The sequence below is a fragment of the Bacillus sp. GM2 genome, from assembly GCF_056155945.1.
In genome coordinates, this window is sequence record NZ_JBRKSZ010000008.1 from 1,331,209 (window position 1) to 1,350,822 (window position 19,614).

The window sequence follows — 19,614 nt, forward strand, 5'->3', positions numbered from 1 at the left end:
ATGAATGTATTGGAAATTCATCATTTAACGAAAAAATTTGGCGACTTTGTTGCCGTCGATAATATATCACTCTCAATCGAAGAGGGCGAAATATTTGGATTGCTCGGCGCAAACGGGGCGGGAAAGAGTACGACCATTCACATGATCTCGAGTTTGCTGAGAAGCAATGAAGGCGAGATTTTGATTCTCGGAAAAAACATTGCGAAACACCGCAAGTTCGCCAAGATGAATATCGGCATTGTTCCGCAGGATCTGGCCATTTACGAGGATTTAACGGCATATGAAAATGTAAAGTTTTTCGCCGGGCTCTATGGTCTGCGCGGGGCCCATTTGCACAATCGGGTGGAAGAAGCATTGCAGTTCGTCGGTTTAAGCGATAAGCATAAAAGCTTTCCGAAAAACTTTTCCGGCGGGATGAAAAGAAGGCTCAATATCGCCTGCGCGATCGCCCACAGGCCAAAGCTGATCATCATGGACGAACCGACGGTTGGAATTGATCCGCATTCGAGAAATTATATTTTGGAATCCGTCAAAAAGTTAAATGCGATGGGATGTACGATTATTTACACGAGCCATTATATGGAGGAAGTTGAAGAGATTTGTACGCGGATCGCCATCGTTGATCACGGAAATATTATCGCCGAGGGAACGAAGGAGCAGCTGAAATCGATCATTACCAACACGAAAGATATTCAAGTCGTTCTTAAATCTGCGGAAAATATCGATATCGGCGAACTAAAAACGATCAGCGGTGTGGAAGCGGCTGTTCTTGAAGACAATACGCTCAAAATCAACTCGGATGCAGGCGTCAATAATTTAAACCAGATTATTGAAAAGCTGATGAAAAACGGGGCCGAGATTCGTTCATTGGAAGAAAAAGCGCCTAATTTGGAAACCGTGTTCCTGACCTTGACCGGAAGACAGTTGCGCGATTAGAAAGGGGGGCCATGGTTTGAATACACTCATCATTGCGAAAAAAGAAATTGTATCGGCTTTTCGGGACAAGCGGACATTCCTTTTTATGCTGGCATTTCCGATTGTACTGATAATGATTTTAGGCACCGCGCTGACGAACGCTTTCGATCAACAAACAGCAGCGGTCGGCGAGGTTCATGTCTTGTATAAAGACAAGTCTGACGGAGCGTTTTCACAAGGTTTTAAAACATTCGCAAAAGAAGCGAAAACATCCGGCGTTCATTTTAAAAAAGTATTGTCCGATATGGATGAAAAACAAGAAATCAAACAAGGGAACTACGATGCTTATCTTGAAATCGAAAACAGCGGCATCAAGCTTTACCAAATGGATAAAAACAGTATGAAAAACAGCATTATTCAAGGGATGCTGACCGCGTATGCAAACCGGTACAATGCCGCAGCAGAGATCATCAAAGCCGCTCCTGAGCAAGCGGGTGCCGTGCTCGGTGACACACCGGGCGACCATTATATCAAGGAGACGTCGCTCAGCTCAGATAGAAAGCCCAACTCCATAGATTATTACGCGGTTGCCATGACCACTCTGATCGCGCTTTACAGTGCATTAAGCGCCAGTTATTTAATAAGGGGAGAGCGGCTTGGAAAAACAGCCGACCGGCTGATCGCGGCACCGGTTCATAAAGGTGAGATTTTTGCCGGCAAGCTGATTGGCAATCTTGTGACAAACGGATTGTGTATTTTTGCCGTCGTCGTACTCAGCAAATACGTATTTAAAGCGAACTGGGGAGATCATCTCGGCCTTGTGGCAGCCGTGCTGTTCAGCATCGTATTGTTTGCCGTATGCCTCGGCCTCGGCGTCAGTTATTTGACGAGAACAGGGGAGGCGGCAGTGGCGATCATTAACGTGTTGATTCCGCTGGTTGCATTTTTCGGAGGCGCTTATTTTCCTGTCGACGGTGCGGAAGGTGTTTTAGCTTTGATCAAAAACCTGTCTCCGCTCGCCTGGACGAACGAAGCCATTATGAACATTATATTTGCGGACGATCTAGCGGCAGGGCTGCCCGCCATCTTGCTGAACATCGGCTTATCCCTGTTATTTCTGCTGATTGCCGTTGTCTCATTGCAGAGAAGGGAGGGGCTGTAAGATGAAAGAAATGCTATGGCTTGTCAAAAACACACTGAATGTCACCTTCAAAAAGAAGATCAATATCTTTCTGTTTGTATGTCTGCCCTTGCTAGGCATATTCGTATCGCTTTTAACAGAGGGAAGTATGGACAAGACAGATTTGCGCGTCGGAATTATCAATCATGACGGCGGACGAATCGCCGAAGATACTAAGGATTTTTTGAAGGGGATCGAGAATGTCAACATCAGCGCGGTCAGTGAAGCAGAAGGGAAAAGTCAAGTTGCGTCAGGGGAGCTTGATTGCGCCATTACGTTTGAACAAGGCTTTTCTCAAAGCGTGCAGAACGGAGAACCGGCTCATATCGCGATTGCATCTGTCAAAGGCGCTGAAATTACCGGATTTGTGAAATCATATGTTTATCATTACATTGATAATATCGCCGCAATCGGCAAATCGGCGCAGGGGAATGAAAAGCGTTTTGAGGAAATGTATAAAAATTACCGGAGTTCTGAAGCGGGTGTCAAAACATATACGGTTGAAGACACGGCGAAAAATAGAAACATGACGGAGCGGACGGTCGGTTTTCTTCTGATGGCGATGCTTTTTTCAGCGGGAAGCTTGACCGAACTGTTAGTGAAGGAAAAAGAGAACAGAACGTATTTCAGGCTTTTGACCACACCGATAACGGCAAGGCAGTACGTGATGTCCAACGTGGCCGTCAGTATGTCTGTCATCACATGCCAAATCTTTTTAACATTGATAATGGTGAAATATGTGTTCCGCATGGAGACCGGCATCTCATTTTGGGAGATGGCAGCGGTGCTGTTGATCTTTGCGCTAAGCGCGGTCGGTCTGGCATTGATCACAGTCGTCTTTGCAAACAGCTCCAAGTCATCCGGGGTATTGCGAAATTTAATTTTCATGCCGACGATCATGCTGTCCGGATGTTTTTGGCCGATTGAAATCATGCCGTCTTTCGCACAGCGTATCGCGGACTTTCTTCCGCAGCGATGGGTGCTGGATACGCTGGCAAAATTGCAGGAGGGACAGCAGCTTCAAGGTCTGTATTTGAATATCATGATCCTGTTTGCTTTCGCTGCTGTCTTTTTCCTCATCGTTATTTACAAATTCAAACGCAATAATGATGTGAGAAACTTTGCTTAATATTGATAAAAAAAGGGTTCGGTTTTAATTAAACCGAACCTCAGACCGTTGACAAAACAGGTCGGATTTTAAAAATCCGACCTGTTTTTGTCCATTTTATTCTATTATTTCGATCAGAAGGCTGGCGGTTAGGACCTTTCCAGGTCCAATTCGCCAGCTTTTTCAGATTCATGGCAGCGAAAACAAGCATCGCCTGCATGGACAATTTTTTCTTTCCCCGTAAGGTTGTCCAGCGCAAGCCATGCTTATGTTTTAAATCGGCAAAAACTCGTTCGATCGTCTCTTTACGTTTGGCATAGATTTGTTTATTCTCTTCCGTATGCCGAAGATGATCAGCTTCGTCTAAATGATCCTGCCAGATATGTCTGTGAATCATCTTTCGATGATCTCTACTTTCTGTACACGTATGTAGTAATGGACATTGTTTACATCGATTTGGATCTGAAGCATACTCTCGATAACCTTGCCGATTGGTTGTGCGATAGGAGAGAATATGGTCTTGCGGGCAGATATAGACATCATAAAATTCATCGTAAACATACTCGTGTTTTCTCATGAATCCTTTTTTGGTTTGCGGACGCGTGTAAGGCATAACAGGGCGAACGTTTTCTTCATGAAGAAATTTTGCGATAACCGGTGTTTTGTATCCGGCATCAACTGCGACCGTATGAGGCTTGGCGACGCGCTCTTTCACTTGTTGAAACAGGGTCGTGAACACTTGGCTGTCATGAATATTGGCAGGCTCAACAACCGTCCCCAGCACAAATCCGTTCCGGTCACAAGCTGTATGAAAACCATAAGCAAAAAGGCGTTCCCGTTCACCCTTTACAAAATAGCCGCTCTCAGGATCTGTTGTACTTTCTTTTATTTCTCGTTCTTCTGAGCATTGCCTGGGCTTTAAGGGCTTTTTGCCGTTGGCTTCGCGATCGGCATTAATTTCTTGATCTAACTGTTCCTGATAAGCTCTTGTTTCTTTTCTTACGATCTTTTTCACAAACTTTTTCTTATTGGCATTCGCTTTGACATGTGTGCTGTCGATGAAGGCAACCGAAGGATCGACGAGGCCGAGATCCATGGCCTGACGTAAAATCCTATAGAAGATTGTTTCAAATAGGTCTGTGTCATGAAAGCGACGTTCATAGTTTTTACTGAAGGTTGAAAAGTGAGGGATTTTTTCAGAGAATCCATATCCAATAAACCAGCGATAGGCTACATCAGTTTCGATTCGCTTAATGGTTTCGCGCATGGAGCGATGACCAAACACGTATTGAATGAGCACCATTTTAATCAGTACAACAGGATCAATACTTGGACGCCCTTTTGAAGAATAAAGAGGGGCAACTTTTTGATAAATAAATGAAAAATCAATGGCTTCTTCCATCTTCCTGACCAAATGGTCTTCAGGTACAAGCTCACTTAAGGCAACGACTTCAAGCTGTTCACGCTGATCTTTAGAGTGTTTGGTCAACATGGTAAAACCTCCAAAAATTAGATTCCACACACATTTTAACAAAAAAAGCTTGTCGATCAAGCCACTTTTTTGTGACTTTGTCGACAAGCTGGGGTTCGGTTTTAATTAAACCGAACCTTTATCTTGGGGTATATGAGGCCATTGAATACGGATAATCATAAGTGATCGGCTCATCAAACGTAATATAGTCAAGATACACCATCAGCAGCAAATAGCGTGTGCCCGTTTTTCTGTCGCTTAAAATGATGTGGTCGCGGCCGGCTGCTTCAATTTCTCCCCGAAAGACTTTCGCATTCCACTCCGGATTGTTTTCGAATGTCATATATACGGTTGCCACTTTTCCGCGATTGAGCCGCAAAATGTTTTCAATGTAGGATTGCTCAAGCGGCAGCATGCCTGGGATGCTCGGCGAAGTCTGCTGTGCTGAAGGCATCGGAGGGACCTGGACTCCTGCCGGCTGCGGCTGAAACAGCTGTGGGCCGGGCTGCTGCTGCGATTGCTGCCCTCCCATTTGGGTGAAAGGCTGCTGTCCCTGCTGCTGATACATTTGCCCCATCTGTCCCATCTGCGGATAAGGGTTGGGCCCCATTTGCTGCCGGAAATCCGGCATCTCAAGCTCTTGAAGCGGCTGAAATTGATTTTTTTTAAATTTCATCTCGTTCCTCCTCATTTCATTGTGTCAAAGTCATGCCTACCGTCCATACATGAGGAATGATAAAGTGCTGCTATGAAGACGATCCGGCTGTAAAAGCAGGGGGGCTGACTCAAGATGATAGATCAATATTTCCCATCCCTTTTACAGTATGAACGGGCGGGATGGAATATGACGACACATCATGTTGGAAAGAGAAAAACAGAAAGACCGCTCATGAAAAGAGCGGTCTTTCAGCGTGTCGACAAACCCTCGCATTCGTTGTCGGGCCTGCTAAGTCGGTGCTTACGAATAGGAGAAGGATCGGCGGCTAACCGCCCAGGCGTCCTGCCTGAACGCCGCCGTCATCACCTCCTGTGAAAGTCCGCTCGCAAAAAGAGCGGTCTTTCTAAATATTAACCTGTGATCACTTCATCTTCAGGATGGCGGATCGGTGCCTTCTTCGGCTTGGCCAGCGTAAACGCCATAGTCAGAGGCCCGACGCGGCCGATAAACATCATCATCATGATAACCGCTTTGCCTGCGGTCGTTAAATCAGGTGTCAGTCCCATCGACAGGCCGACCGTTCCAAAAGCGGAAAATACTTCAAAGACGATTTCCAAAAATGGAGCTTTCTCTGTGATCGTCAATATAAATAATGCGAAAAGCACGAATAAAAAACTGATCACAATGATGGCCAAAGCTCTTAAAATGGTTTTCATTTTAATCGCCCTTTTGAACACAACCGTCTCGCTTTTTCCCCTTAAAAAGGTGATCGTCGCCAAGATCATCACGATAAACGTTGTCAGTTTAATTCCGCTCCCTGTTGACGCGCTTCCGGCTCCGATAAACATCAAAACGATGGTTAACAGGAGGGAAGGCGTTGTCATCTGGGCGATATCAAGCGTATTGAATCCGGCTGTTCGCGGTGTCACACCTTGGAAGTAAGCACCCCACATTTTGTCGGCTAAAGGCAATCCGCAGAGCGTACCCGGATTCGAGTATTCCAAAATAAAAATCAGCAAGGCGGCTGTCGTATTGATGATCAATGTTCCAACGATCATGAGCTTGGAATGGAGCGATAATGTCCGGAAGTTTCGCTTTGTCCATAAATCCAGCAGAACGGTAAAACCGATACCACCTGTAATGAAAAGGCCTGTGATGACAATGTTGACAATCGGGTCGCCGACATATTGAGACAAGTTGTCCGGCCACAGGGAGAACCCCGCATTGTTAAAGGCTGAAATCGTGTTAAACAAACTATGAAACAAGCCTTTTTGCAAACCGTATTCAGGAACCCATCTGATCGAAAGGATCAGAAATGCCGCAAATTCTATGACAATGGTGAAAATAAACAAATGCTTGACCAAGCGGACAAGTCCGCCTAAAGAAGTCTGGTTAAATGCTTCTTGAACGAGAATTCGTTGCTGCAAGCCGATTTTTTTGCCGATCATCATGACGACGAGGACGGCAAATGTCATTAAGCCGAGTCCGCCGATTTGAATCAGGCACATAATAACTGTTTGTCCGAAAACCGTAAAATCTGCCCCTGTATCGACAACGACAAGGCCCGTAACCGTAGTTGCAGAGGTGGCCGTAAATAAAGCATCCACCCATGAAATGTAAGTAGTGGAGGCACCGGACAGCTTCAATAAACAGGCGCCGATAGCAATGATAATCAAGAAACTGAGCGCCAGCGTCTGCGGCGGACTAATATTGATGATCTTACCTTTTACAAGATTTGAAGAAACCAATTTAGGCATTTTTTCGTTCCTTTCTTCATCCATTCAGTCAAAACATGAATGGAGAAAAAGCAAGGTGATTTTAATTTTAAACGCAGATGGTAATGTTTCAATAATGTCAATAATGTACAGCCAGATACATCGTTTGTCAACAAAAATCAGGAGGATGAAGAGAAGGAATGTAGACGGGTCTTTTGTCCTTTACTAAAGCACAGCGGAGAAAATCAAGAGGAGCAACGCCTGGTTAAATTCTATTATTTTGTATTTATTTTAAAAATATGACATGGAAAACATTTACTACGCGCTGGAAAAATGGTAGTTTTTAATAGAAATCACCAAAGTGCCGGCGCTTTGGGAAGAAGGCGTTGCTTGATGTTGCCTTTCTTGCACGCTTTTGTCATGACGAATGATGAAAAAAATGATGACCAGGGGGAATTGCTGTGTTGAAAAGAATGTATCGTTCTAAATTGTCAATCTTGGCGGTTAGTCTCGTGATGATGGTTGCGATTTTTCTGCCTTCATTCCAGGCCGGCGCTCAAACAACCAAAACTGAATCTGTCTACCGCCCGGCTGCGAAAGCTTCCTTGTATTCGGTGATAACAGGTGCTAGCAAACAGGAGTGGTCGTTCTCGGATATTGAGTTAACGTATCGTCCGAATTCAATCCTGGCGCTGGGAACGGTTGAATTTACATTGCCGTCGGGATTTTCCGCAACAACGAAAGATACGGTGAACGGAAGAGCGCTGACAACGGGGCAAATTTTGAACAACGGAAAAACGGTAAGGCTGCCGCTTACAATTGATCTGCTTGGTATTGCGGAGTTTAAGCTGGTGCTGGCAAACAAAACGCTGCCTGCCGCAGGAAAGTATACATTCCGGGCGGAGAACAGAGTGCTGGGGCTCGGATCGACTTTCTATGCCGAATCTTCAATCGAGGTGCAAAAAAGGGCGACTCCGCCTACACAGCCGTGTAACTGCAAGTAAATAGAAAAAAGCTCCAAAGACTTCGGTCTTTGGAGCTTTTTATCATTACACATGCAAAAATGCAGGCAGCTGTTCATTTGCGAGGCGGTTGCCGACAAAGAATGAACCGAATTCACCGTAGCGGGCGCTTACTTCATCGAAGCGCATTTCATAGACGAGCTTTTTGAACTGGAGCACATCATCTGAAAAGAGCGTGACACCCCACTCATAATCGTCAAATCCGATTGAGCCGGTAATAATCTGTTTCACTTTTCCCGCATAGCCGCGTCCGATCATCCCGTGGCTGCGCATCAAGCTTCTTCTCTCTTCCATAGACAGCATGTACCAGTTGTCATCGCCTGATCTTCTTTTATCCATCGGATAGAAGCAGACATATTTGGCGTTCGGGAGCTCAGGGTACAGGCGCGCCCGCACTTGCGGATTTTCGTAAGGGTCTCCGTCGCCGCTTCCCATATAGTTGCTCAGCTCGACAACGGATACGTATGAATAAGCAGGTATCGTGTATTCAGCGAGTTTGGATTTGTTGAACTCAAGTTCAATTTGATTTAATTCCTCCATAGTAGGACGCAAAATCATCAGCATGAAGTCCGCTTTTTGGCCGACGATGCTGTAAAGCGTATGGCTTCCGTTACCTTCTTTTTGAGCAGCTCCCCATTTTTCAAGAAGACCTGTAAATTCGCTGATAATGATCTGGCGCTCATCGCTTGAAAGCATTTTCCATGCGGACCAGTCCATTGTCCGGAAATCGTGAAGGGCATACCAGCCGTCAAGCGTTTGTGCGGCTTCGTTCGTTTTTTGCTGTTCGCTCATTTTGCAATCACTCCCAATTTGTATGTACTTGTCTTCATCATATCATAGTTTGCCGCGTTTTATCCGTCTAGGAGATTTGAACAAAAGGTGACACTCTGTCGTATAACTGGGAAAGGCTGTTATATACTAATAGAAGGTTTAAAGCCTGCCGCACTTAAATTAATTTAAAAAAATCGTTTAAAAAGTGAAAGCATTATAATAAAATACAGAAGGATTGAATTTATATCACAAAAGAGTATGCTTAATAGAGAAATGAAGTATTTGTGACACTTTCAAGGAGGGTATATAGTGGCAGATCTATTTACAACAGTGCAGGAAAAAGTAGCAGGAAAAGGAGTTAAAATCGTATTTCCGGAAGGTATGGACGAGCGCATTCTCAAAGCTGTCAACGACTTGGCCGGAAACAACGTATTAAAGCCGATCCTTGTGGGAAACGAGCAGGAAATCAAAGAAAAAGCGAACGGGTTGAATTTGACGCTGGATGGCGTTGACATATACGATCCTCATACATACGAAGGAATGGAAGACCTTGTTCAGGCTTTCGTTGAACGCCGCAAAGGAAAAGCGACGGAAGAACAGGCCCGCCAAATCCTTTTAGATGAGAACTATTTTGGAACGATGCTTGTTTATAAAGGGCTTGCCGACGGTCTTGTCAGCGGTGCGGCTCATTCAACAGCGGATACGGTTCGCCCTGCGCTGCAAATTATTAAAACAAAAGAAGGCGTGAAGAAAACTTCCGGTGTGTTTATCATGGCGCGCGGCGATGAACAGTATGTATTCGCAGACTGTGCGATCAATATTGCGCCTGACAGTCAGGACCTTGCGGAAATCGCAATCGAAAGTGCGAACACAGCGAAAATGTTCAACATTGACCCTCGTGTCGCCATGCTCAGCTTTTCAACAAAAGGCTCAGCAAAATCAGACGAAACTGAAAAGGTAGCCAATGCGGTTGCAATCGCCAAAGAAAAAGCGCCTGAGCTTACACTGGACGGCGAATTCCAATTTGACGCGGCATTTGTTCCGTCTGTCGCTGAGAAAAAAGCGCCGGACTCCGTCATTAAAGGTGATGCAAACGTATTTGTTTTCCCAAGTCTTGAAGCGGGGAACATCGGCTATAAAATCGCTCAGCGCCTCGGCAACTTCGAAGCGGTCGGTCCGATTCTGCAAGGGCTGAACATGCCTGTAAACGACCTCTCCAGAGGATGCAACGCTGAAGACGTTTATAATCTTGCGCTGATTACGGCGGTTCAAGCGCTGTAATTTGTTGTTGAAAAAGGTGAACCTGAAGAGGTTCGCCTTTTTTTATGCTTCAATCGCTGCATTCAGCAGAGATTCCGCCCCTTTCCGACCGGGATCGAGAGGCGGCCACTGACAAAGGTCAAAAGGAAAATCGGAACCCGGAACAAGGCGGTCTTCTCCGATGAGCTTCTTCAAATATGCCGCACTTTCTTTCTCCCACAGCACGCTGTCAAACCAAAACTTCCGCAAATATTCGATCGGCGGAGCCGAAAGTGATGAAGAAACGCCGGCCCATTTGTCATACCCTTTGTTCAGTCTTCCGATCTGATAAGGCAAAAAGCCGCCGCCGTGCGCCAACAGAATTTTCACATTGTGAAAACGGTCTGTAAACCCGCTTAACAAAAGGTCTGCGGCACAAATCGTCGTTTCCCACGGAACGCCGATCAAATTTGGCAGCATCCTGCGGCGAAGCCGCGGATCTTCAGAAAGAAGCGGATGGATAAAGATAATCGCTTTTCTTCTGTCAGCCGTTTCCCAAAACGGTGTAAATGCTTCGTCTGAGAGAAGCATTTGCGAAGCGCCGGGGCCGATAATCGCTCCTTTAAGGCCGTTGTTCATCGCTTCATTCAGGCGCTCACTCGCCTGTAAAGGGCTGTTCAGCGGGACGGTGCCGAGGCCTGAAAGGCGGCCGTCGTGTTTTTTAACCCATCCGGCAAGCGCTTTGTTGTATACAAAGGACAATTCGTCTGTGATTTCTTCGGCGAGATCGTAAAGGAAAAGCTGCGGAACCGGCGATACCAATGAGTGTGAGACGCCGGCCTCCTGCTGGGCTTCCAAATATAAAGCCTCCTGATAGAACAGCTCTTTTAATTCAAAGCCCCATTTGTGATTGACCGTCAAAAACTCCGCTTGGCAGCCAGCCTTTTTTTCGCGGACCGCGTGGACTCTCTTTTCATTGTCGTCCAGCCAAAGCAGCACATCGTGCGGTATAAAGTGCGTGTGAAGATCATACAAAGCCAATTCCCCCAATTTTTATATTCGTTGCCAGTATCCGATCCTTTCGGAAATATCCCGGGCCGCTTTTTTTACTTGGTATACGATTTTCGCCTGCCGGGCCTTTATGCGTTCTGCCGGGCCTACGACACTGATGGCGTACAACACTCGTCCCGCGTGGTTTCTGACAGGAGCTGAGATGGATGTGACACCATCAATAAATTCCCCGCAACTGATGTCAAATCCGTTTTCTTTAACGGTTTTCAGCGCCTCTCTCAGTTTGTCCCCGTCTGTAATCGTTTGTTTCGTACAGCTTTTCAAGCCGTCCTTCACATACTCATCCAATATGCCATCTTCATCAAAGGCGAGAAGCACCTTGCCCGAGCTTGTGCAATGCATCGGGTTTTGCCGTCCGATATATGAGAGAAGTTCGACAGGGCGGGGGCATTCCGTCCGATTGAGATAAACGACGCTGAGATCGCATCGCATCGCAATATGCGACGTTTCGCCGGTCTCTTCTGTCAGCCGTTTGAGGACCGGCTGGGATTCGCGGTTGATTTCAAGAGTGGAGTTGACAATGGTGTTTAACTTCAGAACCGATAAGCCGAGCTTGTATCTTCTGGATTCCGGGTCCTTCATGACAAACCCTTCGCTTTCCAATGTAGTCAAAAGGCGCGATACTGTGCTTTTTCCGAGGCCGAGCGATAAGGCGAGTTCGGTTAGTTTCTTTTCCGGTGTCTCTAATGTAAACGATTGAAGCAGCCGAAGTGCATTTTTTACTGAACCGAGCAGCTGGTGGTCCTTTGTCTCAACAGTCATAGGTTCCTCAACTCTCTCCCTTGTTTTCGTTTCCTTTTGTTCCATAATATAACATGATTTAAAAAATAAAAAAGCGGAAAATATCAAATTTTCGGAAAAAATGTCTGATTTGTTCCGCATAGAGGAACATTGCTGTTTTCTTGTCGTTTAAAATCATTTAACTTAATGGAAAGGATTTGAAAAGGAGGATGTTTGTAGAATATGAATGTTCAGACCCCATCGGCAAAACTCGTAAAACCTTTTGACTGTCAGCACTACATAAACGGCAGGTACTTTCCTTCAGAGAACGGAAGCACGTTTGACAACATCAATCCGGCTACACAGGAAATCATCGGGAGCGTTGCGGAAGGAGGCAAAAAAGAGGTCGATCTTGCAGTCGCGGCAGCCCGGCGTGCTTTAAACGGACGCTGGAAAAACATGACTGCTGACGAAAGGATTCGGATCATCAGAAAGATCGGCGACATCATACTTGAGCGTAAAGACGAACTGGCAAGGCTCGAGACATTGGATACGGGGAAGCCGCTTTCGCTCTCAAGTAATTTAGATATTCCGCGGGCTGCTTTCAACTTTCATTTTTTTGCGGATTTTATGAGAGGAGCCGGAACGGAAGCTTATCAAACTGACGATCTTGCAATCAATTATGCGATCCGCCGTCCGGTCGGCGTCGTCGGGCTGATCAATCCGTGGAACTTGCCGCTGCTGTTGCTGACGTGGAAATTGGCGCCTTGTCTGGCAGCGGGAAATACAGCCGTCATCAAACCGGCTGAACTGACGCCGCTGACAGCCACGCTCCTCGGGGAAATCTGCCATGATGCAGGGATGCCTGACGGGGTCGTTAATATCGTCCACGGATTTGGGCCTGATTCCGCCGGCGCTGCGCTTTCTGAGCATCCCGATGTTGATGCGATATCTTTCACGGGAGAAACGACAACCGGCAAAATCATTATGGAAGCTGCTTCGAAAACATTAAAGAAACTTTCTTTTGAATTGGGAGGAAAGAACCCGAACATTATTTTTGCCGATGCCGACATGGAGGAAGCCGTCAGCACCTCATTGAAATCGAGTTTCGTCAACCAGGGCGAAGTATGCATGAGCGGCTCCCGCATCTATGTCGAGCGGGAAGCGTATGACGAATTTCTGAACAAGTTCATTGAGAAAACGAAAGAGCTCAAAGTCGGCGATCCTTTTGATCCGGATACGAATATCGGCGCCTTAATTTCTTCTGAACACACCGAGCGTGTGATGAACTACATCGAATTGGCCAAACGGGAAGGCGGCGTTATTTTAACCGGAGGAAAACGCCCTGAAGGACAGGAATCCAGCTGCTTTCTTGAACCGACGATTATCACCGGACTTTCCCGCAATTCCAGGCTCATTAAAGAAGAAATCTTCGGTCCGGTCGTGACGGTGATTCCGTTCGACGAAGAGGAGGAAGTTATTGCACAGGCTAATGACACACATTACGGGTTAAGCGCGACCGTATGGACGAACGACCTCCGCCGGGCGCACCGCGTAGCCGGGCAAATCGAATCAGGCATGGTATGGGTCAACAGCTGGTTTCTCCGCGATCTTCGGACGCCGTTTGGCGGCATGAAACAGAGCGGGCTCGGACGGGAAGGAGGCATTCACAGCCTCGAATTCTTCAGCGAATTAACCAATATTTGCATCAAGCTGTAAAAGGGGGAAAACGGATGAATACGACAGCATTAAAAGATACGGCGCGCCTCTTGTATCTTGCCGAAACAGAGAAGCGCGAGGTTGAAAGAATCACAAAGGACTATCCGGAGCTGACCGTCGAAGAGGCGTATGCGATTCAAGAAGAACTGATTCAGCTGAAATTATGGGATGGCAACGGCATTATCGGTCCGAAAATGGGCCTGACAAGCCGGGCGAAAATGAAGCAGATGAACGTCGAGGAGCCGATCTACGGTTATATTTTTGAAGATATGATCGTGCCAAACGGCGGAAGCATCCGGATGAACGAGCTGATTCACCCGAAGGTTGAAGCGGAGATTGCTTTTGTGCTTGGGAAGGATATTGAAGGACCGGGTGTTACAAAGGAGAAGGTCCTTGAAGCCGTTGCTGAATTGATTCCCGTTCTTGAAGTGATTGACAGCCGCTATGAAAACTTCTCATTTACCCTGCCTGATGTCATTGCGGACAATGCGTCATCTTCAAGGGTGGTGTTAGGTGAAAAAGTGAAGATGCCGGACCAATTCAAGCTTGATGAAGCAAAAGTCTCTTTAGTGATAAACGGCGAGGTCAAAGAGCAGGGCACTGGTGCAGCGGTTGTCGGACATCCCGCAAATTCGGCGGCCATGCTCGCCAATATGCTCTCCAGGAAGAAACAAAAGCTTGCGGCCGGAAGTATCATTTTAACGGGCGGTGTAACGGGAGCTGTCATGCTGCAGCCGGGCGACCGCGTTTCAGCACAAGTAGAAGGACTGGGAGATGTATCATTTTCAGTCCAATCATAACCTGAGGTGATCATATGCCGATCGTTCATATTCAACTATTAGAAGGCCGGCCGCCTGAAAAGGTCGAGGAAGTCATTCAAAAAGTGACGGAAACGTTGAGCGCCACCCTTGATGCTCCGAGGGAAAACGTCCGCGTTCTTGTCACTGAAATTCCTAAAAGCCACTGGGGCATAGGCGGAACACCGGTTTCAAAATTAAGACCTTAAAGAAGGCGATGGGAGGAATCTACATGTCAATCGAATTGGCGGCGCTTGTTCCGCATACACCGAGGATGTGCTTTGAAGATAAAACCCCTGACTTTCAAAAAGAGCTGGTTAAAGGGATGAAGCGGCTCTCCGGGATCATCGAAAGAATTCAGCCTGATGCCGTTGTCTTGATTTCCTGTCACTGGACGTCAAGCTTCGATCATCTGATCGATGCGGCTCCCGATCATCAAGGCGTTTTAACAGCTTTGGAGTGCCCGAATTTAATTTCCGATGTTCCGTATTCTTACCCCGGGGATACGGAATTGGCGCTGCAGTTGGCCGAAGCCGGCGCAAAAGAGGGGCTTTCCGTCATTCCTATCAATGATCCCGCCTACTGCTGGGACTACGGGACGGTTGTTCCGCTGCGCTATCTCGTTCCAAAAGGGGATATTCCGGTCATCGATTTATCAGTTACATTGGCCGCGAACCTTGAAGAAACGCATTTGTGGGGCCGGATTGCCGGAAGAGTACTGAAGGAAAGCAGAAAGAAAATCGTGTTCATCAGCAGCGGGGCACTCAGCCACCATTTGGTGAGAGGGCCCGAATGCATGCCGACTTTGGCCGAACAGGCCCTCGATGCTCAATTTTTAACCTATTTAACAGACAACGATCTTATATCTGCTCAGCAGATGCTGCCTCAATATGCTAAAAATGCCGGACTTGAAGCTGGCGGCCGCCACATTGCAATGCTTTTGGGCGTGCTTGAAGACGGATGTAAAAGCACGTTTTACGGATACGGCCAGTCTTCCGGGAGCTCCAATGTCGTCATGGCATTCGAACCGGCGGGGCAAAAAGCTCGCACGCACGCTTTCAATGAAAAAGACACCGTGCGTTAAGCTGTTTTCATAATACGATTAGAATCGGGGAGGGGAACATGAAAAATCGTTCAGTTCATCCAGCAGAAATCATGGCGGCCAGCAAATTCAACAAAGTACATCTGACTGTTTTCCTATGGTGTTTTTTCGCCATCGCCTTTGACGGTTATGATATTGCGATGTACGGCGTCAGCCTGCCGTGGCTGATGGAGGAATGGAGCCTGACCGCCATTCAAGCCGGAGCGATCGGCAGCTATACATTGATCGGTATGATGCTCGGCGCGCTTATTTTTTCACCGCTCGCAGATCAATACGGCCGCAAAAAGGTGTTAGGCTTCTGTATTTTTCTGTTCAGCCTGTTTACGGCATTAGCCGGGCTGATCGATTCTCCGCTTTTGTTTACGATCATGCGGTTTCTCGCTGCTCTTGGAATGGGCGGATTGATGCCGAATGCGATTTCGCTGATGACCGAATATTCGCCGAAAAAAAACAGGGCGGTGATTGTAGCCGCCATGTATTGCGGCTATTCCGCAGGCGGTGTGCTGGCGTCCCTCGTCGGCATGTTCGCCGTGCCCGGGACAAGCTGGAGGGTGCTGTATCTGATCGGAGCCGTGCCGCTCTTTGTGCTCCCGTTCTTTTTCAGCCGGTTCCCCGAATCTCTGTCATTTTATGTTTTGAAGAAAAAGACGAAAGCGCTGGCTGAGATTCTCAATCAGGTGCATCCGGCGGGACGGTACAGGGAAGACGATAATTATCAAATTTCGGTGATTGCGAAAGAAAAGAAAGGCTTTCCGGTTAAAAAACTGTTCGAACAAAAACGTGCAGCGAGCACATTCGCATTCTGGCTTTCCGTTTTCAGCTGCCTTCTCATGGTCTACGGCTTAAATACCTGGCTTCCGAAAATGATGCAGGCGTCAGGCTACGGGCTGTCGTCAAGCTTGTCATTTAATCTGGCGCTGTGCAGCGGACAAGCCGCAGGAGCGGTATTCGGCGGGTATTTGGCAGATAAGGCCGGCCATAAAAAAGTGCTTGCGGCTATGTATGTCATCGGAGCCTTTTGTTTTGCAGCGTTTGGAATGACGATGAACCCCGTTCTTCTGTACTTGCTGATTGCTTTAGGCGGAGCATGCACTGTCGGAGCGCAAAATATCGCCAATCCTTATATTTCAGAATATTATCCGAAAGAAATCAGAGCGACCGGAATCGGCTGGGCGCTCGGGGTCGGCAGACTCGGAGCGATCATTGCGCCTTCGCTGTTTGCATTGATTCTTGCTGCCGGGATGGAGCCGAAGCAGGCTTTCATGGTGTTCGCGGTCCCGAGTGTTTTTGCTGCATTCGGCATCATGCTCGTCCAAGAGAAGCATGCTTCATTTGATTTTGTCTCTGAGTCGGAAAGCGCCGAGTTTACGTTAGAAGCCACATCAAAACATGGATAAAGGGAGGAAACCATTTTGCGGACACAAGTGGGAATTATCGGAGCGGGGCCTGCCGGGCTTATGCTCGCCAACCTGCTCCAGCGCCGGGGAATCGAAGCGGTCGTGATCGAATCCCGCTCGCGAAAGGAGATTGAAGAGACCATCCGTGCAGGCGTTCTTGAACAGATGACGGTAGATTTGCTAAATGAAACAGGCGCCGGTGAACGGATGATGAAAACAGCCATGTTTCATCAAGGGATTGAGATCCGCTTTGGCGGCAAGCGGCACAGAATTGATATGCATAAGCTGACGGGAGGAAAGTACATTGCCATCTATCCCCAGCATGAAGTGATCAAAGATTTAATCGACGTCCGTCTGCAATCGGGAGGGAGCATCGTTTTCAATGTGTCTGGCGTCCGCCTGTCAAATATTGATACAGAAGCGCCCGTCATCACTTATCAGACTGAAAACGGCGATACAGAAGAACTGACCTGCGATTTCATTGCAGGGTGCGACGGCTTTCACGGGCCAAGCAGACAAAGCATTCCGAAGGAGATTCGTAAAGAGTACGAAAAGGTGTACCCATACGGATGGCTCGGCATATTGGCTGAAGCTCCTCCGTCCTCGTCTGAACTTGTGTATGCCCATCATGAAGACGGGTTTGCCCTCGTCAGCACGAGGACTCCGGAAATCCAGCGGCTTTACCTGCAAGTCAGCCCTTCAGATTCAATCGGGAACTGGCCGGACGAAAGGATATGGGAGAAGCTTCATTTAAGGCTGTCGGCCGATGACGGATGGAAGCTGACTGAAGGCCCGGTGATTCAAAAGAACATTGTCTCGATGAGAAGCTTTATTTGCGATCCGATGCAATACGGCAGACTTTATTTAGCGGGGGATGCCGCGCATATTGTACCGCCGACCGGTGCGAAAGGCCTGAATCTTGCAATGGCGGATGTCCAAAGGCTTGCGTGGGCACTCGAAGACTATTACGAAGCCGGCAAAACCGAACGGCTGGAGCGCTATTCTGAGGCTTGCCTCCGCCACGTCTGGAAAGCGGAGCGCTTTTCCTGGTATATGACATCACTGCTGCACCGCCATCACGGCTACACGCCATTTGACTACCAAATTCAATTGGCTGAGCTTGACCATGTCACAACCTCAACAGCGGCCGCTCAAAGTCTTGCCGAAAATTACGTCGGGCTGCCGCTCGAATCCGGAGAACCGTCTTTAAGCGTCACATGAATGAAGGGGAAGCGCCGGAGATAAGAAATCCCACATCATGTTTTCGTAAATGGTATAATGGATGTTGGCTGAAATGTATAACGAAAGGGTTTACAATATATATGGCAAAGCAACCGATTGATCTACTCATCCAGCCGAAATGGAGAATCATTGACCAATCCAGTCTCGGCCCATATTTTGATGCAAAACAATCATTTGCGATAGATGATACGCTGTGCGCTTCTGTCGGAAAGGGTTTGTCTCCGGCGACGGCGCGTTCCTGGGTGCACCATGACACGATCGTGCTCGGAATTCAGGATACAAGGCTCCCTTATTTACAAGACGGGATTTCATTGCTTGAAGAAGCGGGCTATCAAGTCATCGTCCGCAATTCCGGCGGACTGGCCGTCGTTTTGGACAGCGGGGTTTTAAACGTTTCGCTGATTTTTCAGGATAAGAAAAACGGAATTGATATCGACCGGGGCTATGAAGCGATGTTTGAGCTCGTTAAGCGAATGCTGTCATCCTATGACGTAGCAATCGAAGCCTATGAAATCAAAGGCTCTTACTGTCCGGGGAGCTTTGATTTGAGCATCGGGGGAAGGAAGTTTGCGGGAATTTCCCAGAGGCGGCTGAGAGGCGGAGTGGCTGTTCAAATTTATTTGTGCGCTGATCAAAGCGGAAGCGGCCGCGCTGAGCTGATCAAACGCTTCTACGACACCGCATTGAAAGACATGCGCGGGAAAACAAAAGCCGTTTATCCCGATATTCGCCCGGAAACGATGGCTTCGCTCTCTGAGCTTCTCAATGAAGACATCTCGGTGCAGGACTTGATGCTCCTGCTTCTGACACAGCTGAAAGAGCTGGGCGGGGAGATTTATCAAGGCCCTCTCACGCCCGCAGAAGAGGAAGCGTATGAAAAAAACCTCGTCCGTATGATTGAGCGGAATGAAAAAGTTTTTGGATAGAAGAAGAGCCTCTGCGCTCCCGTTCTATTCGTTGGCAGGCATGCTTAAAGCGGTGAAAAACCGCAGCTGCCTCTAGCGGACTGTGAAAATGCTTCAAAGACGGCAAAATCCTAAAACGGTTGAACGTTTCAGGATTTTGTCACACTTCACCGCTTTCGAAGCGGTTTTTTTTATGCTGCGCTCAAAGCGCTTTTTCGTTTTACATATGTTTTGATGAGAAGATAAGCCGCCAAAGCGATAATATACGCCAAACTGACGGCCATTAAAATAACGGTTGCCGGTGTATGCTTGGTCGCGTAGACGAAAAAATCAAGCTGGGAAATATCGTGTGCGTATTTTATGGAGTCCTCTCCATAGAGCAGTTTTGTAAACTTGGCTGTATATTTCCACTCCCACGGCACTTTTAAAAGCTCGCTGCCTTGATACCAGCTTGCCAATGCAGAAAACAAAAACAAAAGAGCCGCAGTGCCGAACTGTACCGCGTATAAAACAAACTTCATCAAATACCCCGCCTTATGAATTGCTATCCCTATTATGAAATTTTTGTCATATAAAAGCAAG

19 protein-coding genes are annotated in these 19,614 nt (G+C 47.4%); 12 read left to right on the forward strand and 7 right to left on the reverse strand.

Annotated elements, in window-relative coordinates:
* The 3 genes from ACVC9U_RS21350 to ACVC9U_RS21360 are packed head-to-tail and all read left to right on the forward strand — an operon-like array spanning position 1 to position 3,224.
* On the forward strand, positions 1-936 hold the full coding sequence (locus tag ACVC9U_RS21350; protein ID WP_441391491.1) for an ABC transporter ATP-binding protein: 936 nt from the start codon (positions 1-3) through the stop codon (positions 934-936).
* 16 nt (positions 937-952) lie between these two features.
* Positions 953-2,077, forward strand: coding sequence for an ABC transporter permease (locus ACVC9U_RS21355; protein WP_441391492.1), 1,125 nt, complete (start codon positions 953-955; stop codon positions 2,075-2,077).
* 1 nt (position 2,078) lies between these two features.
* Complete coding sequence (locus ACVC9U_RS21360) at positions 2,079-3,224, forward strand: ABC transporter permease (RefSeq protein WP_441391493.1); 1,146 nt, start codon at positions 2,079-2,081, stop codon at positions 3,222-3,224.
* Between the two features lie 40 nt (positions 3,225-3,264).
* On the opposite strand, the gene ACVC9U_RS21365 is transcribed toward ACVC9U_RS21360, so the two are convergent.
* The 3 genes from ACVC9U_RS21365 to ACVC9U_RS21375 all read right to left on the reverse strand — a co-directional run bounded on the left by ACVC9U_RS21365 (position 3,265) and on the right by ACVC9U_RS21375 (position 7,089).
* Entirely contained in the window at positions 3,265-4,695 is a 1,431-nt protein-coding gene (locus tag ACVC9U_RS21365) for an IS1182 family transposase (protein ID WP_016886315.1), read from the reverse strand.
* Between the two features lie 118 nt (positions 4,696-4,813).
* The gene (gerQ, locus tag ACVC9U_RS21370) at positions 4,814-5,350 is read right to left on the reverse strand and encodes a spore coat protein GerQ (protein WP_075751587.1); all 537 of its coding nucleotides are present in this window, start codon (positions 5,348-5,350) and stop codon (positions 4,814-4,816) included.
* A 392-nt stretch (positions 5,351-5,742) separates the two neighbouring features.
* Positions 5,743-7,089, reverse strand: coding sequence for a TrkH family potassium uptake protein (locus tag ACVC9U_RS21375; protein ID WP_441391494.1), 1,347 nt, complete (start codon positions 7,087-7,089; stop codon positions 5,743-5,745).
* Between the two features lie 422 nt (positions 7,090-7,511).
* Between ACVC9U_RS21375 and bslA the strand changes: the two genes are divergently transcribed.
* The gene (gene bslA, locus ACVC9U_RS21380; RefSeq protein ID WP_178388297.1) at positions 7,512-8,051 is read left to right on the forward strand and encodes a biofilm surface layer hydrophobin BslA; all 540 of its coding nucleotides are present in this window, start codon (positions 7,512-7,514) and stop codon (positions 8,049-8,051) included.
* A gap of 45 nt (positions 8,052-8,096) precedes the next feature.
* Here bslA and hemQ read toward each other — a convergent pair whose 3' ends face one another.
* Positions 8,097-8,861, reverse strand: coding sequence for a hydrogen peroxide-dependent heme synthase (gene hemQ / locus ACVC9U_RS21385; RefSeq protein ID WP_059230855.1), 765 nt, complete (start codon positions 8,859-8,861; stop codon positions 8,097-8,099).
* A 288-nt stretch (positions 8,862-9,149) separates the two neighbouring features.
* Between hemQ and pta the strand changes: the two genes are divergently transcribed.
* Complete coding sequence (gene pta, locus ACVC9U_RS21390; RefSeq protein WP_059230853.1) at positions 9,150-10,121, forward strand: phosphate acetyltransferase; 972 nt, start codon at positions 9,150-9,152, stop codon at positions 10,119-10,121.
* Positions 10,122-10,163: 42 nt separating this feature from the next.
* On the opposite strand, the gene ACVC9U_RS21395 is transcribed toward pta, so the two are convergent.
* Positions 10,164-11,114 (reverse strand): amidohydrolase family protein, encoded by a 951-nt coding sequence (locus ACVC9U_RS21395; RefSeq protein ID WP_441391495.1) that lies wholly within the window; start codon positions 11,112-11,114, stop codon positions 10,164-10,166.
* 18 nt (positions 11,115-11,132) lie between these two features.
* Complete coding sequence (locus ACVC9U_RS21400) at positions 11,133-11,912, reverse strand: IclR family transcriptional regulator (protein ID WP_075751584.1); 780 nt, start codon at positions 11,910-11,912, stop codon at positions 11,133-11,135.
* A 201-nt stretch (positions 11,913-12,113) separates the two neighbouring features.
* Between ACVC9U_RS21400 and ACVC9U_RS21405 the strand changes: the two genes are divergently transcribed.
* From ACVC9U_RS21405 to lipL, 7 genes are all read left to right on the forward strand, one after another.
* Complete coding sequence (locus ACVC9U_RS21405; protein WP_075751583.1) at positions 12,114-13,589, forward strand: aldehyde dehydrogenase; 1,476 nt, start codon at positions 12,114-12,116, stop codon at positions 13,587-13,589.
* Between the two features lie 14 nt (positions 13,590-13,603).
* Positions 13,604-14,389 carry a 2-keto-4-pentenoate hydratase gene (locus ACVC9U_RS21410; protein ID WP_075751582.1) on the forward strand — a complete coding sequence of 262 codons (786 nt, stop codon included), beginning with the start codon at positions 13,604-13,606 and terminating at the stop codon, positions 14,387-14,389.
* A 14-nt stretch (positions 14,390-14,403) separates the two neighbouring features.
* Positions 14,404-14,595 carry a 4-oxalocrotonate tautomerase gene (locus ACVC9U_RS21415; protein WP_020453317.1) on the forward strand — a complete coding sequence of 64 codons (192 nt, stop codon included), beginning with the start codon at positions 14,404-14,406 and terminating at the stop codon, positions 14,593-14,595.
* A 23-nt stretch (positions 14,596-14,618) separates the two neighbouring features.
* Complete coding sequence (locus ACVC9U_RS21420; RefSeq protein WP_020453316.1) at positions 14,619-15,470, forward strand: DODA-type extradiol aromatic ring-opening family dioxygenase; 852 nt, start codon at positions 14,619-14,621, stop codon at positions 15,468-15,470.
* Between the two features lie 38 nt (positions 15,471-15,508).
* On the forward strand, positions 15,509-16,885 hold the full coding sequence (locus tag ACVC9U_RS21425) for an MFS transporter (protein ID WP_075751581.1): 1,377 nt from the start codon (positions 15,509-15,511) through the stop codon (positions 16,883-16,885).
* Between the two features lie 15 nt (positions 16,886-16,900).
* A complete protein-coding gene (locus tag ACVC9U_RS21430; protein ID WP_441391496.1) occupies positions 16,901-18,106 on the forward strand; it encodes a 4-hydroxybenzoate 3-monooxygenase in 1,206 nt (401 codons plus the stop codon).
* A 101-nt stretch (positions 18,107-18,207) separates the two neighbouring features.
* A complete protein-coding gene (lipL, locus tag ACVC9U_RS21435; RefSeq protein WP_441391497.1) occupies positions 18,208-19,053 on the forward strand; it encodes an octanoyl-[GcvH]:protein N-octanoyltransferase in 846 nt (281 codons plus the stop codon).
* Between the two features lie 170 nt (positions 19,054-19,223).
* Here the strand turns inward: lipL and ACVC9U_RS21440 are convergent, their stop codons facing one another.
* Positions 19,224-19,553 (reverse strand): YjdJ family protein, encoded by a 330-nt coding sequence (locus tag ACVC9U_RS21440; RefSeq protein WP_441391498.1) that lies wholly within the window; start codon positions 19,551-19,553, stop codon positions 19,224-19,226.
* Positions 19,554-19,614: the final 61 nt, after the last annotated feature.